This window comes from Nostoc sp. ChiVER01, assembly GCF_034531155.1.
In the GTDB taxonomy this organism is placed as follows: domain Bacteria; phylum Cyanobacteriota; class Cyanobacteriia; order Cyanobacteriales; family Nostocaceae; genus Nostoc.
This window is the reverse complement of the sequence record NZ_JAVRBS010000006.1, coordinates 123,875-139,747: the sequence shown is the minus strand read 5'-3', so window position 1 is coordinate 139,747 and position 15,873 is coordinate 123,875. Positions and strand designations below refer to the sequence as shown.

Sequence of the window (15,873 nt, the reverse complement as noted above, 5' to 3'; positions counted from 1 at the left end):
GGGTGCGTGACTATTTTATTGTAGTAGTCAGGTGAACTTCTGAGTGTTAGTTAGATTTAAAAATTGGGAAGAATGTATTTGGTGAAAATACGCAAGCAACGCTAACCTACAAGATAAGGCTTTAATCAGTATGAGTTCTGATTTCCAACCGCCATCTAAGAGTTTGTCCATACTAGCTTCGGTCGGAGGAATAGTTACCGGTCTAATAGCGATCGCAATTTTAAATGTTTGGTCTAAGCAAGTTCCCAAGACTTCTCAAGAAAAACCTGAAATATCAACATCCCAAACTGCTGCACGACAGTCGGTACAACCGGAGAAATCCCAACGCCCTGTTGCTGGTGCTAAAAAACCTGAAATAGTTGCCAGTCTTGATGCGAAATCCGTAGTTTTACCAGGTCAGCCCATTCCTAAGAACCAACTAACTGTATCAATAATTCCATACATTGCTCCTAGCGTTGGAAAACTGACCCCAGAGGAAACGACAACTGCCCGTCAAGCTTGGTCATACTTCCAGCGCAATTGGAACGATGAAACTGGTTTAGTCAATTCCGTTGATGGCTTTGCCTCTGTCAGTATGTGGGATCAGACAGCAGCGATCGCAGCACTGGTCAGTGCTAGAGAACTCAATATCGTGCCTGCGGCTGAATTTGATGCCAAAATGACTAAAATGTTGAAAACACTGGCATCTATGCCTTTATACAAAGGGGAGCTACCCAACAAAGTCTACAATGCCAAAACCCTTGTACCCGTTAATTATGGTCAACTAGAAAAACGCGAAGAAATTGGTTGGTCAGCCATAGATTTAGGGCGGATGGCAATCTGGCTGAAGATTGTCGGGACAAAGTATCCAGAGATGCAGCGAGAAGCAGAAGCAATTTGGCAACGTTGGCAAGTCAAGCGTTTGACCAAAAATGGACAAATGTACGGTACTGCCGTTATTAAAGGCAAAGAACAGTACAACCAAGAAGGCCGCTTAGGCTATGAGAATTATGCCGCTTATGGTTTAAAGCTTTGGGGCTTGAATGTTACACAAGCATTGGATTATCAATCTCATACTGCCTTTGTTGATCTTTACGGACAGGGAGTTCCTTACGACCAACGGGACTTTAAAAACTCTGGAGCCAATAACTATGTTCTTAGCGAACCCTATATCTTAGATGGCATCGAAACTGGGTTTCAAGCTTTGCCTAAAGCTTATGCCGATCGCATTTTAGCTGCTCAAGCAGCGCGTTATGAAGCGACAAAACAATTAACTGCCGTCACCGAAGACAACTTAGATCGCCCCCCATACTTTGTTTACAGCAGCTTGTTTGTCAACGGAGAACCTTGGGCAACCATCGCAGATACCAGAGAAAAACACAACGATTTGCGGTTCCTCAGTGCCAAAGCTGCGATCGGCTGGTATGTGCTTTACAATACTACTTATACTAGCCAGCTATTTGATTTTGTCCAAGCTAACCTTAAATCTAAAGACGGCTGGTACAACGGCTTTTATGAGTCTCTGCGTCAGCCGAATAAAACTCTTACTGCCAATAATAATGGTGTAATTCTAGAAAGCTTGCTGTATAAAAAGGTTGGACAACCACTCACCGTTTGGGCAGGAGTTAAAAATCAGCAGTTAACCCAAAGGCTTATCAGAACACCGTAAGTTACAGCTAAGATTCTCAGATAGTAAAAAAAACTGGCGTTGCATATCGAAAAAACTATATAGCAGTCCTAAATCATTCGTGAACAATAAGATCCCCGACTTCTTTGAGAAGTCGGGGATCTAAGTCTCTTGATTTTCATAACTCATTTAGGATTGCTATACCTATATAAATCTATTGATTACTCGATTCAGCAACGCCACCCTATGGCAAAAGTCTTTGAACGGATATTGAAACATCCGCAAACGCTAATGGTGTAACTGTTCCTTGCTTAATAGTATATTCTTCAATATACTTACCATTTTGAGGGTTTCTGAACACAATCATCTGTTTAGCAGATAAACTTAAAACCCAATATTCTTGAATTTCAGCCGTCGCATAAATCGCAGCCTTAATCTCTAAGTCCTTGTTTAAACTTGTGTTGGCAACTTCTACAATCCAGAAGATATCTTTAGGAGCAGGATGGCGATCGTTGTAGGATGATTCTGGAAGTCGAACAATTGCAATATCAGGTTCGGGTTCCGAGTCGGATAGTGTAATGGGCCCATTGAAGCGGACATCAGCTTTACCTGATAGCAATTCTTCTAAATATTTTACACCTCGTTTTGCTGTGGTGTAATGAATTGGAGTTTCTGGACTGATCTCAACAATTTCGCCTGCTAGCAATTCCACATGACGACTAGGCAGAATGCCCGCCTCAACCATGCGGTGATAGTCGTCTACAGACCATTTAGCCAGCGTTTTCATAGCAGAATTGCTCACATTCTTGTGATAGACCTAGTTTAATTTTATGGGTTTTTGGTTGAGAAGCACCTTAATCAATATCTGTTCTTTAATAATTTCATATTCGCAGCTAACCTTGGAATTACTACCAGAATTTCTCGCTCGTCAGTACCAAGACAGTGTTATCTAGCTGGAATTCGTTACTCTAGATAACACAGGATTCTAATACTTTAGAGTTTAAAACTATTTTACCTATCTTAAATTTATGGCTCGAATTAATCTGCTAGATACGCGTTCTACTAGTTTCGGCGACTTACTTAGTAATGGCAGGACTTACCGAGTACCGCCTTTTCAGCGTGACTACTCTTGGGAAGAAGAGAATTGGGAAGACCTTTGGCAGGATATTTGGGCACTTCACAAAAATCCTGACTCTAGCCACTTCATGGGAGCAATTGTTTTACAAAACTCTGGTACTTCAGACAAAGAGTTTACAATCATTGATGGACAACAAAGATTGGCAACACTCAGTATTGTTGTTATTGCAATTATTGAAAAGCTTCAAGAATTAGTAAAACAACAAAAAGACATTGAAGCCAACCAAGAGCGACAAGAAATTCTAAGACGCACTTATCTAAGTGATAGAGATCCACGTTCTTTACGTTACTCGAGCAAACTTATCTTGAATGACAATAACAATGATTTTTATCAAAGTAATTTAATTAATCTTAGAAAATCCAGGAATTTTCGCTCTCTTGTAAAATCTAATCAGCTTCTTTGGCAAGCTTTTCAATATTTCCTTCGTTGTTTAGAGAAACAAGAAATTACAAATAACGGAAAAAAATTAGTTGAAATAGTAACTGATTCTATTTCTCAACGCCTACTGTTTGTACAAATAAATGTTGAGGATGAATTGAAAGCTTACTCAATTTTTGAAACTCTTAATACAAGAGGTGTTACCCTTAGTACTACTGATATATTAACTAATTATATTTTTTCACTTTTTCAAGGAAAGACTGATTTAGAAATAGCACAATATCAATGGAGAAAAGTTATTAATACAATTCAGCGAGAAAATTTTACTGAGTTCCTTCGATATTTTTTTGGTGCCAAAGAAAAGAATATACGAGGAGACAAGCTATTCAGATTAGTCCAGAAAAATGTGAAAACTTCCCGACAAGCTTTCAATTTACTTGAACAACTTGAGGATTATAGTGGTCTTTTTATTGCTCTCAACAATTATAATGATGATTTCTGGCGTGATGCTTCAGGAAACCGACCCTATATTCGCGAACTTGAGCTATTTCAAGTAAAGCAAGCTTATCCAATTTTATTTACTGCATATGAGAGGTTTTCCGTTGAAAACTTTACTCGTCTATTAAAACTTGTGTGTGTAATTTCTTTTCGCTATACCATTGTTTGTAGTCTAAATCCCAATAAATTAGAAACCCTTTACAGTAAGTTGGCAGTTTTGATTACGAATGGTGAAATAACTAATCCCAAGCAGGTGTTCGATAGTCTTCGCTCAGTTTATGTTTCAGACGAGAAGTTCTTGCAGGACTTTTCCTTGCTCTCAATTCCCACGAAAGGGCAGAAGAAGAAACTAGTACGATATATCTTATGCAAGCTTGAAGCAGACGCATCACATATAGATGTCAATGAAGATAGTTTTTCTATCGAACACATCTTGCCGGAATCACCAAATAGCGACTGGCAGCAAAACTTTACTGATACCCAAATAGAAGAAATGGTTTACCGCATTGGGAACCTAACACTTTTAGAGCCTAATCTTAATCGCGAAGTAGGAAATGAGCTTTATTCAATCAAGCGAGAAGTTTATCAGCAGAGTGTGTATAAGCTAACGCAAAATATATTGGCTGAACAATGGACTCCAAATACACTGTCTACACGGCAAAGATTCTTTGCACAACGAGCTGTTCATATTTGGAGATCTGATTTTCCTCTGTAGGGATGGCTACAATATCCGTACTGTTCAGGAATTACTCGAACACAAAGATTAAAAACAACAATGATTTACAGCCATGTTATTAACCGTGGTGCTTGAGGCGTTCGTAGTCTCGTTGACTCATGATAAATTTTTTATGAGTGCCTAATTTGATGTTGTTTACTAGCGCTATCCAGTGAATCAATAAAGCTCGATTTATGGATATAACTGTACAGACAGGCTACCACCCTTCTAATTCCTTTTTTAAATATAATATACAAGCACTATCAACAAAAGCTATTGAGATGGATTGCATTGTTCTTAGTTGGGATATTTCTGCAATTATTGTTTTACATCCCGACACCAGTCTTATCCCAAAATTCTAATAGCTGTAGCAGTATTACAGCCCTACTCACACCTGAAGAACAAACTTATGCTCGTTCTGCTTGGCAGTATTTTGTCAAAAATTATCAGCCAGTAACAGGATTTACCAATTCTACTGGGGGTTATCCTTCTGGTACACTCTGGAATATGGGTAATTACCTAATAGCGTTGAATGCTTCACGCCGGTTGAATCTCACTGACTAAGTAGATTTTGATGTTCTTCTCAACAAATTTTTAACGACTCTCAGCAGCTTAAAGTTATTTGAAAATACCTTGCCCAATAAAGTCCATAACGCAGCCAATGGACAAATGGTTGATTATGATAATAATCCACTGGAACGGGGTATTGGCTGGTCTGCTTTGGATGTAGGGCGAGTACTTGCGGCGTTTGATGTCATCCGTACCTGTCATCCGCAATATAATGATTGGCTCAAAGGAATTGTAGCAAAGTGGCAAGTAGCGCGATCGCTATTTTAATAACCTTTAGAGGATTTTCAACAAACTTGTAGGATATTGTGTATTTGAAAGTCCCGAAGTCTTTAAATGAGTATGATAAGAGGGGGCATTTAACCCCCTCACTTGTATTGCAATTAAGAGTTACCGCCATACCAGAATGGTTGGTAGGAGTACTTTTGCTGATATCTAGATAGAACAGCAAAAACTATACCAAAAGATGATCATCCTTTAGTCCTATCTGTCAGGAAATCAGGATAGCAGATTTCTGAGATTTGGCGGGATATTGAGTCAATAGTTACTGTGATTTTGACCCACTACCAACTGTTCTTGTTGAGTCTGCTGTTTCCATTTTAGAGCCTTCAGCATTGTCAACCTCAAGAGTTCGGAGCAATTCTCTAATTACATCTGTTGCTGGTCTTCCTGTCGAAGCACAGTAGGATTGAAGTTTTTTCATTTCCTCGGTTGTAAGATTTACTGTCAGTCGTTTAACAGCCCATTTTTTATTCATGATCCTCTTTTGTCTTTAATATGTTCCTTTTTGCCGAAATCACCAAGTCATTAGGATTTTTCCCGCAGTGCATAACCTACACTACAGACTGTATGAATCACACGCTTTTCTTTATTGTCTTTCAATTTTAATCGCAGATAACCAATATAAACGTCAAAAATATTAGAATTACCTATGAAGACATAACCCTAAACTTTCTCTCTTATTTGAATTTTTAGTAAACACTAGAGGCAGATGTGAGAAGAGATATTCTAAATAAGTTAAACTCTTTTGCTGTTAACTCACCGCTTCCTTTCCCGCGAAGAAGTTCACGGGTACGGCTATTTAAGCTTAAACCTTCAAATTGCAACAAATCCTCGTCTGTTTCTTGTGGGCGCTGGAGATGGGCCCGAATTCTAGCTAGTAGTTCCTAAATCCTGAAAGGCTTAACTACATAATCATCGGCTCCCGCATCTAAACCTGCGACGCCCAGACACAAAGCGGAGTAGCCAACGCTTTTTCCATGTCTGCGGGACTAATGCTGGGTACTTGCGTTTTCTCACAGACTGATACTCCTAAATGTTGTACTTATTTCATTGATTTAAATTTTTAATATAGCAATCCTATTTGAGTTGTGAAAAATATAGATTAAGAAACGAACCGCCAAGGACGCCAAGGACGCCAAGGAAGGAAAGAAATAAAGAGAGATATAATTTTCACGAATGATTTAGGACTGCTATATTTAGTTTTTAGAATTAGTTGCATCTTTAATATCATCTATCAATTGATCAATCCTCGCTTGAGTCGTATTCCAAGAACACATAAAACGTACTCCTCCCACACCAATAAATGTATAAAACTGCCAGTTCTTTGCTTTTAAGGCGTGAATGACTTGCTCAGGTAGTTTAACAAACACGGCGTTGGCTTCTCTAGGAAACATTAAGTCAACATTTTCTATATTCAATAGTTGATTTTCTAAGTATTCAGCACATTGATTGGCATGTCTGGCATTTTTTAACCAAGCACCAGTTTCCAATAAACCCAACCAGGGAGCAGAGATAAAGCGCATTTTTGAGGCTAGCTGACCTGCTTGTTTGCATCGATAATCAAAATCTTCTGCTAGCTCTTTGTTGAAGAAAATAATGGCTTCACCTAATGCCATTCCATTCTTTGTACCACAAAAGCACAACACATCCACTCCACTTTTCCAAGTAATTTCAGCAGGGCTTTTATTCATAGCAGCAACTGCATTTGCAAAACGAGCGCCATCCATGTGGATTTTTAAGTTATACTTTTTCGCAACTTCTTTAATTTTCAAAAGTTCTTCAATAGAATATAAAGTCCCTAATTCAGTTGATTCGGTGATACTAATAACTTTAGGTTTGGGATAATGAATGTCAGTACGTTTCGTGACTACTGCCTCTATAGCCTCTGATGTTAACTTACCGTTTTTACCTTGAGCAAGTAACAATTTCGAGCCATTAGATGCAAATTCAGGTGCGCCACATTCATCTGTTTCTATGTGAGATGTTTCATGGCAAATGACGCTATGATATGACTGACAAAGGGCTGCTAAAGATAAAGAATTTGCGGCTGTACCATTAAAGGTAAAAAATACTTCACAATCAATTTCAAAGAGTTCCCGAAAATAATCTGTGGCTTTTTGAGTCCATTCATCATTTCCATAGGCTGGAACACTACCTTGGTTTGCCCTAATCATATATTCCAAGGCTTCCGGACAAATCCCAGAGGAATTATCACTTGCAAACTGTTCTAATTGGCTACTCATAATGTCTACTTAAATTTTTATCAGTAATTCTTATAAGGTTAGTGAATAATTTTGATATTTGGCAACTCTAAGATTGACAGAAATGCTATCAACCTCTCAAATTATAGCAATTCTAATTTGAATAGTTATTGTTTAGAGATACGGCATTGCCCTATCCTTATGAATATGTTTATTCTTTTGTGGTTAATTATTTTTCTTGCCTAGAACGAAATAGCCCTACTGAATCTTTTGTGAACAAAAACTTCCGACTCAGTTATTTAAAATTTGTGAATCTAAACCTTTTAATTTTCACAACTTAAATATAATTGCTATCTCTTGCATCAACTTGCTTAATTATTTTTTGTTATTGTAGCTTTTATTTAAGTATTTATAACAACAATCAGCATATTTATTCTAAGTAGTTTACACTGTTGTATGTATAACTTTGCTAATGTCCACAAAAAACTGGAGTCTTAATTATTTATTTCTGAGACGTTAAATTACTATAGTGCCTTCGTCAAGCTTGCATTGAGGGTATTGTGAGACATTAAACATTGCAAAAAACTAAGTATTATGCTAAAAAAATAAATTTTATTAATTAAAATGATAACCATATACTTATAATGTAGCATACAATGCCCGACCATAACTATGACATCACTATTGGGCTATTTGTTATTTGTCATTAGCGAAGGACAAAGGACAAATGACCAATGACCAATGACCAATGACTAATAACTAATGACTGAACCATTGATTGAACTGAAAGGTGTTTCTAAGTCCTTTGGTAGCCATAAAGTTCTAGATAATGTAGACTTGACCATTTACCGGGGAGAAGCACTAGGGATTATTGGCCCATCAGGGACTGGTAAATCAACAATTTTACGGGTGATTGCGGGGTTACTTAGTCCCGATGAAGGAGAAATTTATGTGCAAGGAGTGCGGCGAGACGGTTTGATTGAGGATGGTGGCCAGCAGGTTGGCATTGGCATGGTGTTTCAGCAGGCGGCGCTATTTGATTCGCTGACGGTGGAGGAGAATGTGGGATTTTTACTTTATCAAAATTCAAAGCTACCGCGATCGCGCATCCAAGATTTGGTAAAAGAAAAACTGGAGATGGTAGGTTTGCCAGAAATAAGCCATCTCTACCCAGCCGAACTTTCCGGGGGAATGCGAAAACGGGTCAGTTTTGCCCGTGCGATTATGTCTAACCCCGATAATCCTTCAGAAGGGCCAGAAGTTCTACTATACGATGAACCAACAGCCGGACTTGATCCCATTGCCTCAACAGTAATCGAAGATTTAATCCGCTATTTGCAATGTTTACATGGAGTTTGTAGTACTTATGCTGTTGTTACCCACCAAGACAGCACTATGCGCCGTACAGCTGATAGACTTATATTTCTCTATGAAGGTAGAGTGCAGTGGCAGGGTACAGTTAGTGAAACATACAACACAGAAGATCCTTTAATTAAACAATTTCTCAGTGGAAGTGTGCAAGGGCCGATTCAAGTCGTCGGTTAGAAAGTGAGGAGTTAAGAATCAGGAGCGATTAAATTCAACTCCTAACTCTCAACTGCTAACTCATAACTCATAACTAATTATTGAGTGGAGGAAAAAAATGCGAGGTCTTATGACAAACCTCTTCTCTTCGAGAGGCTTCGCCAACGCGTCTGGGCGAACATTTAGAGAAGGCTCTGTGGGATTGTTACTCCTGCTAGGATTAGGGGTATTTGGGTTATTCTTTCTGTGGTTAAATAGATTCACTCCTTCAGGGCGGTCATACAAAGTTATTGTAGAATTTGCTAACGCTGGCGGAATGCAAAAGGGAGCAGCAGTTCGCTATCGTGGTGTTAAGGTAGGAACTATTTCCCAGGTTCGACCAAGAGCAAATGCTATTGATGTAGAGATTGAAATTGGCCAACCTGACCTAATTCTCCCCCGGAATGTAGTAGTAGAAGCTAATCAAAGCGGATTAATTAGCGAAAGTATTATCGACATCACACCAAAAGCAACGTTACCTACTGGGGTTGTAATTGCTAAACCCCTAGATAAAAATTGCGATCAGAGCCTGATAATTTGTAATGGCTCTCGCTTAAAAGGTCAGGTTGGCATCAGTGTTGATGAATTAATTCGTAGTTCAACTGAGCTAGCTGCTGCATACAATAGCCCCCAATTTTATAGAAATGTCAATAGGGTTCTAGAAACTACCACAAGCGCAGCAACTAGTTTTACTGGGCTGAGTCAAGATTTACAAGGTTTGACCAAAAACTTGCGACAACAACTTAACACCTTTTCAGCCACTGCTAATTCAGTGCAACAAGCGACAAACCAACTGAGTGCATCTTCGAGTCAAACAATAAATAAATTCGGTGCAACTGCAACTCAAGCAAATCGTTTGCTGAACAATCTGGATAATTTATTGACAACAAATCGTTCTTCGCTGGTTGGCGCTTTGAACAATATCACCGAAACTAGCAACCAGCTACGTGTTACAGTCAGTAGCCTATCACCAGCTGTGAATCGATTCACTCAAGGACAATTAATCAACAATTTAGAAACTCTTTCAGCAAATGCAGCGCAAGCCTCAGCTAATTTACGTGATGCTTCAAAAACCTTAAATGATCCAAAGAATACCGTGCTGCTACAACAAACTTTAGATTCAGCACGAGTAACCTTTGAAAATAGCCAAAAAATTACATCTGATTTAGATGAGTTGACAGGTGATCCTACTTTCCGACAAAATTTGCGGCAATTAGTGAATGGTCTAAGTAGTTTGGTATCTTCTACACAAGAGATGCAGCAACAAGTTCAAGTTGCTACTAATCTAGATTCGGTAAAAACTGCTGTGAGCAAACCAAAGAATCTAATTCCTACCCCAGCACCAACTCAAGAGGCGATGTCTAATGATAAGTCTCTACCCGTCTACGTAATTAATCCTCCACCTGCTAATTTTGGAAGTGCCGACATCAACCCTGAACCAATCCCAACCCCCAGTCCGTCTATTTCTAACTCATCTCAAGAAGACCTGTTAAAGCAGCTGCGGGAGTATGGTAAGCAACGGGAGCAATTGGATACGGGAAAATAGGCAAATTGTTTAGATTCAATAGCTATTCACTCACTCACCACAAGACCAGCAACTATCAAGCGCCATACTTGGGCAAAATCCGTGTCGATGTTTGGATCGCTCCATTCGGGTGCGTGAGCTGGATGGTGAAATCGAACCATCGCTTGAAAGACTGCCTTCGCTGCTACCTGCGGATCTGTTACCCTAAACTCGTTACTGGAAATACCGCTCTCGACGATCGCAGCAACTTGGCTTACTAGTTCAGCAATGTGAGCTTGAACTACCCCTCGCGCCTCTTGAGCGATCGCAGAATAGGTTGCAAACAACTCTGGCTCGTTCAGGACTTTTTGACGTTTCAGAGTCATGAGTTGTTCAAACCATCGATGCAACCGTTCAACGGCAGAACCCTGTTCTTCGGCGATCGCTGCTAGCGGTGTAGAAACCCGATGCAGCCACCGTTCTGCTACCGCATCGCGCAAGGCAGCCTTGCTGGGAAAATGCCGATAAATCGTGCCGTGGCTCACCTCTAAAAAGCGAGCCACATCGACGACTGTTGCCTTTGCCAGACCGTAACGACGCAAAACCTCTTCGGCAGCGTCGAGAATCCGCTCCGGTGTCAAAGCTGAATCATTCATCTCTTTTCACTATCCAACATCCTCATTTGATCTGGAGTATAGCGATCGCCAGCCACGGCATCCAGTGGCACTGCTGCCTCAATCCGGGCGAGATCATCCTGACTTAAGTGTAGATCCAGCGCACCCAGTGCTTCATCCAAGCGATCGCGACGCCGTGCGCCAATCAGTGGCACAATGTCGTTCCCCCTTGACAACACCCAAGCAATTGCCACTTGAGCAACCGTCGCACTATGTTCTTGGGCAATCACGCGAAGGGCTTCGACTAGCAACAAATTGCGATCCAGATTCTCTCCAGAGAAGCGTGGTAGATGTCCGCGAAAGTCTTGCGCTTGCTCAGAGCGTTGTTTCGACCAGTGACCGCTCAATAAGCCCCGTGAAAGGACTCCATAAGCGGTAACAGCAATGCCCAATTCCCGCACAGTTGGGAGAATTTTATCCTCAATGCCACGAGTCAGAAGCGAATATTCGATCTGAAGACAGGTAATGGGATGAATCGCATGAGCACGCCGAATTGTATCTGCACCTACTTCAGATAAACCAATGTGGCGAACATATCCAGCTTTCACCATTTCGCTAATCGCCCCAACGGTGTCTTCAATGGGGACTGTCGGATCGAGCCGAGCTGGCTGGTAAAGGTCAATGTAATCGGTTCCCAGTCGTTTTAATGTATAGGCAAGTGAAGTCTTTACGGCTTCAGGACGACCATCAAAGCCAATAAAGTTGCCGTCAGGCGATCGCAGCGCCCCGAATTTAACAGCAATAAAAACATCTTCCTGCCGCCGTCCTGCTAGGGCTTCGTGTAGCAATAGTTCATTGTGCCCCATGCCGTAAAAGTCGCCTGTATCTAGTAAGGTAATGCCTGCATCAAGTGCTGCATGAATCGTTGCAATACTTTCCTTGCGATCGGCTGGGCCATAAGCATCAGACATGCCCATACAGCCAAGCCCAAGTGCCGATATTGTTGAACCGTTTTTTCCCAGTTGACGTGACAACATAGTAAATTCTCCATTGTGCTGATACAACTATGATACTATTCAAATAACAAAAATCAATATTTGTCATTTGATATTTGTTAGTAGTATCCAAGATGGTGAGCATCTGTTAAAGAAGAAATCGTAGACACAAAGGAGCTTGCCGCAGGCTACCACAGAGGCACAGAGAACCCAGTGCGCCCTTGCGGTTCCCCGACTTGTACCCCTACGGGGAAGCAAGCTACGCTCTTAGCGTTCCCGCTCTTTAGCAACTGGCGCAACACGGAGATAAGAGTTTAAGAGGTATTTTGTGTAAGTCCTGTCTAATTTGAGTCTTGCATTTTGTACATTACTTACTTGCAGACTGCCATAAGTTAGCCTTTGAGATATTTTTGAAACAATGTTATCGTGATCTGCGCGATTGCCAGTTGTTATTTTTTGGTCACATCAGGGAATTCTATTAATACGATTCAGTAATTCGTACAAGCGTTGACCAGAGAAAGACTTTTCGTAGGGTAGCAACTGGGAGAGAGTTGTTGTAGGTTTACTTGAACTGTGTTGTAAAAATATTTTATGTTTTGAGGCTCGGTTTATGGATAAATCAATTATTCAGTTGGTTGACGAATTACCGACTGACAATATCACTGTCAAAGTTTTAAAAGCTCTTGATTATGTAGCACCAGGTGAGTGGAGCAATTTGACGGGATTTGAGAATAATATTCGCAGCATTACAGGAGTTAGCGATGCTAAGGTAATTCAGAAAATCCGCGATCGCGCTGTTGTTTTATACGAAGATCCTCAACAAGGCTACCAGTTTGCAATCAAACTTTATCAAACAATTGATAAGACAGACACAGCTATGGCAACGGCGGCTTTAGCGAATAAAGTTAGTGAAAAAATTGGCTTTCTCTCTTTTTTAGGCAAAATTACTCCGAAAGCTGACGTAACTCAATCCATCGATTTACTACTGAAAATCACCGTCGAAATCATCGCCTTTTGCAAACTAAATGGCATTCCTCAACCGAATCCCCAAGAGTTTGCTAATTCCCTCGCTAACAACTATCAAAATGCATCCTTAATGCGGATGATAGCTTTAATTTGTATAGACGGAATTCTACCACTAGGCCCCGATTTTCTAGGCAAAATTCATGGAGTTATTAGTGGTGCTGATACTGGTGCAATAACTCAAAATCCGGTTTTTTTAGCTATCAATAACTTTTTACCAGGTAGTAACCCCTCTGATAAAATCAACTTTATCAGTCAAGGTTTCAATTCTGTGCAAAGTTGGATGAATAACTTAGTATCCAAAACAGGTATAACCCCGCAATCAATTTCTAGTCATTTGGGTAATTTTATTCAAATTGCTGATGATAATTTAGATTTTGTAGCAGCATTTTTAGATCAAACTACCAATTATTACGAACATACAGGAATTCAAACTGTCGCTCGCAGCTTGATTTTGCAAGCTTATACTTTAGTCCAAGAGGAAATAAAACAAGAGGAACAAAAGCCTATCCAAGATGTTTCATCTGCTGTTAAGTCAGATAAAAATCAGTATGAACTCAGCAAAACAGTAGAAGTATGGGATAGTGAGCAAGAAGATTGGTATTAGGGAACAATTGAGAAAATCCAAGATGACCAATTCTTTATTCATTACCTTGGTTACGGTTCATCTTATGACGAGTGGGTAGGCGAAGATGACATTCGGACTCGCGATCTTCGCTCTACAGATGACAATGGATATGCAGTGGGTCAAAAGGTAAAATGTTGGGATGATGACCAAGAGGCTTGGTATTCCGCAACGATTGAGCAAATCCAAAATCAGCAATACTTTGTTCATTACATTGGTTATGACTCATCCTATGATGAGTGGGTTGATAGTGACGAAATTTCCTAACTTTTGAATTAGCACAGGGTCGGCAAAAGCAATATCTCCGGTAGGCTATTTAGTGTCGCGCCCTGTGTTATAGTAATTTTAAAAAATCATAATTAACCTCTAGAGAATCAAAGTCTTTTCAATTACGAATTACGAATTACGAATTACAAATTATATACTTGCGCTACGATATCCCCTATTGCCTTTGTGCAATGTATGTGAGGAGTAGTACAGGTCAAAAACATGAAAAAAGAATTTAATACACAGAGTGCAGAGAATCTGGTGGCGATCGCAGATCAATTCGCTGGGCTAGGGAAGGTTACAAGCGTTAAAGCTTTTGGAAGTGGTAATATAAATGACACCTTCTTAGTAGATATAGATTCTTCAGAAGAGCAATATTTTGTTTTGCAACGCATCAATACACAGGTATTCCGGCAGCCACAACTGATTATGCAGAATATGCGTACCTTCACTGAGCATGTTCGCAAACGGTTACAGCATACGCCTCTAAATCGTCGCTGGGAAGTGCCACGCGTACTATTAACTAAGGATTCTCTAGACTACTGTAGGGATGCAGATGGCTCTTTTTGGCGGGCAATCAGCTTTATTGAAGGCTCTCAGTCTTTCGATACTATGGGCGATCGCTCACACGCGAAAGAAATCGGTTATGCCTTGGGGATGTTCCACAATTTGATCAGCGATTTGCCACCAGAAAAACTCGCCGATACCCTTCAAGGATTCCATATTACACCGCTTTATCTCCAGCATTACGAAGAAGTGTTGGCGAAAACTAGTGCGTGTCAATCTTCGGAAGTTAATTATTGCTTGCAGTTTGTTAGCGATCGCCAAACCTTTGCACATATCCTAGAAGATGCCAAAGTTGAAGGCAAGCTACCCTTACGGCTGATGCACGGCGATCCAAAAATCAATAACGTGATGTTTGATACTGCTACCTTACAAGCCGTCAGCGTCATTGACCTAGACACTGTTAAACCTGGTCTGGTACATTACGATATTGGTGATTGCTTGCGATCGGGTTGCAATCCGGCTGGAGAAGAAACTGAGAATTGGGACAGTGTTTATTTCGATACCGACTTGTGTCAGGGAATCTTACAAGGTTATCTTTCGGTGGCAAAGGCATTTCTGACTGAGAATGACTATGCATATATATACGATGCAATTCGTCTCATCGCTTTTGAACTGGGATTAAGGTTTTTTGCTGATTATTTAGCAGGGAATATCTATTTTAAAGTTAAGCATCCAGAACATAACTTGGCAAGAGCGATCGTCCAGTTTAAACTTACCGAAAGTATTGAATCACAAGAAACGCAGATTTGTAATATTATTAAAGACATGAAATGAGCGAACAGACATTTTCTCTGCAACCCTTTCCTTCTACAAAATCCCTACCTAATTTAAAAATTGCAGGTAATATTGCCAGAAATGGTAATCAACTTGCCATCTGCTATATGCTTGGAGGCGATTTAAAAGAAATCGTAATTCCTCCACCATTAAACACACCATCACGCAAGCATGAACTTTGGCAAGACACCTGCTTCGAGTTCTTTCTTGGCATCAAGGATTCTGCACAGTATTGGGAATTTAACCTCTCCCCCGCCGGACATTGGAATGTCTATCGTTTCGATGGCTACCGTCAAGGAATGCAAAAGGAAATAGCTTTTGAAAACCTACCGTTTAATGTTCAAAATCAAGCCGATAGTTTAATACTTGAGTTAAATGCCGATTTGGGTAAAATCATCTCTATGAAGCAAGCAATTGAAGTTGGCATTACGACTGTCATCAAAGATAGAGATAATGAAATGACTTACTGGGCATTAACTCATCGAAGTGCGGAGGCTGACTTTCATATTCGAGATAGTTTTATTGTTAAGTTGTGAAATATGTTTTTATATAGCTT

At 40.2% G+C, this 15,873-nt stretch carries 11 protein-coding genes and 3 pseudogenes; 8 read left to right on the top strand and 6 right to left on the bottom strand.

Annotation, left to right across the window (positions count from 1 at the left end):
* The first annotated feature begins 130 nt into the window (after nt 1-130).
* The gene (locus tag RMY00_RS10585) at nt 131-1,648 is read left to right on the top strand and encodes a DUF3131 domain-containing protein (protein ID WP_322647497.1); all 1,518 of its coding nucleotides are present in this window, start codon (nt 131-133) and stop codon (nt 1,646-1,648) included.
* A gap of 202 nt (nt 1,649-1,850) precedes the next feature.
* Here RMY00_RS10585 and RMY00_RS10580 read toward each other — a convergent pair whose 3' ends face one another.
* Nucleotides 1,851-2,393: a Uma2 family endonuclease gene (locus RMY00_RS10580; RefSeq protein WP_322647496.1), complete on the bottom strand. Its 543-nt coding sequence runs from the start codon at nt 2,391-2,393 to the stop codon at nt 1,851-1,853.
* Between the two features lie 241 nt (nt 2,394-2,634).
* Between RMY00_RS10580 and RMY00_RS10575 the strand changes: the two genes are divergently transcribed.
* Both RMY00_RS10575 and RMY00_RS10570 read left to right on the top strand, forming a co-directional pair.
* Nucleotides 2,635-4,335 (top strand): DUF262 domain-containing HNH endonuclease family protein, encoded by a 1,701-nt coding sequence (locus RMY00_RS10575; protein ID WP_322647495.1) that lies wholly within the window; start codon nt 2,635-2,637, stop codon nt 4,333-4,335.
* A gap of 276 nt (nt 4,336-4,611) precedes the next feature.
* Nucleotides 4,612-5,172 (top strand): annotated as a pseudogene (locus RMY00_RS10570) (DUF3131 domain-containing protein).
* 274 nt (nt 5,173-5,446) lie between these two features.
* Here the strand turns inward: RMY00_RS10570 and RMY00_RS10565 are convergent.
* From RMY00_RS10565 to RMY00_RS10555, 3 genes and pseudogenes are all read right to left on the bottom strand, one after another.
* Nucleotides 5,447-5,659, bottom strand: a complete 213-nt coding sequence (locus RMY00_RS10565; RefSeq protein WP_322647494.1) for a CopG family transcriptional regulator — start codon at nt 5,657-5,659, stop codon at nt 5,447-5,449.
* A gap of 50 nt (nt 5,660-5,709) precedes the next feature.
* A pseudogene (locus tag RMY00_RS10560) lies at nt 5,710-6,125 on the bottom strand (response regulator transcription factor); the annotation flags it as partial.
* A 255-nt stretch (nt 6,126-6,380) separates the two neighbouring features.
* The gene (locus RMY00_RS10555) at nt 6,381-7,427 is read right to left on the bottom strand and encodes a low specificity L-threonine aldolase (protein ID WP_322647493.1); all 1,047 of its coding nucleotides are present in this window, start codon (nt 7,425-7,427) and stop codon (nt 6,381-6,383) included.
* A 720-nt stretch (nt 7,428-8,147) separates the two neighbouring features.
* On the opposite strand from RMY00_RS10555, the gene RMY00_RS10550 reads away from it, so the two are divergent.
* A complete protein-coding gene (locus tag RMY00_RS10550) occupies nt 8,148-8,930 on the top strand; it encodes an ABC transporter ATP-binding protein (protein WP_322647492.1) in 783 nt (260 codons plus the stop codon).
* A gap of 97 nt (nt 8,931-9,027) precedes the next feature.
* Complete coding sequence (locus tag RMY00_RS10545; RefSeq protein ID WP_322647491.1) at nt 9,028-10,494, top strand: MlaD family protein; 1,467 nt, start codon at nt 9,028-9,030, stop codon at nt 10,492-10,494.
* A 26-nt stretch (nt 10,495-10,520) separates the two neighbouring features.
* Here RMY00_RS10545 and RMY00_RS10540 read toward each other — a convergent pair whose 3' ends face one another.
* Together RMY00_RS10540 and RMY00_RS10535 are read right to left on the bottom strand one after the other, a co-directional pair.
* Entirely contained in the window at nt 10,521-11,108 is a 588-nt protein-coding gene (locus RMY00_RS10540) for a TetR family transcriptional regulator (protein ID WP_322647490.1), read from the bottom strand.
* A complete protein-coding gene (locus tag RMY00_RS10535) occupies nt 11,105-12,103 on the bottom strand; it encodes an aldo/keto reductase (protein ID WP_322647489.1) in 999 nt (332 codons plus the stop codon). The genes RMY00_RS10540 and RMY00_RS10535 overlap by 4 nt, the downstream gene beginning before the upstream one ends.
* 568 nt (nt 12,104-12,671) lie before the next feature.
* Between RMY00_RS10535 and RMY00_RS10530 the strand changes: the two are divergent.
* The 3 genes and pseudogenes from RMY00_RS10530 (at nt 12,672) to RMY00_RS10520 (ending at nt 15,853) form a co-directional block, all read left to right on the top strand.
* Nucleotides 12,672-13,976, top strand: a pseudogene (locus RMY00_RS10530) (Tudor-knot domain-containing protein).
* Between the two features lie 222 nt (nt 13,977-14,198).
* Nucleotides 14,199-15,317: an aminoglycoside phosphotransferase family protein gene (locus RMY00_RS10525; protein ID WP_322647488.1), complete on the top strand. Its 1,119-nt coding sequence runs from the start codon at nt 14,199-14,201 to the stop codon at nt 15,315-15,317.
* The gene (locus RMY00_RS10520; protein ID WP_322647487.1) at nt 15,314-15,853 is read left to right on the top strand and encodes a DOMON-like domain-containing protein; all 540 of its coding nucleotides are present in this window, start codon (nt 15,314-15,316) and stop codon (nt 15,851-15,853) included. Before RMY00_RS10525 ends, RMY00_RS10520 begins: the two co-directional genes overlap by 4 nt.
* Nucleotides 15,854-15,873: the final 20 nt, after the last annotated feature.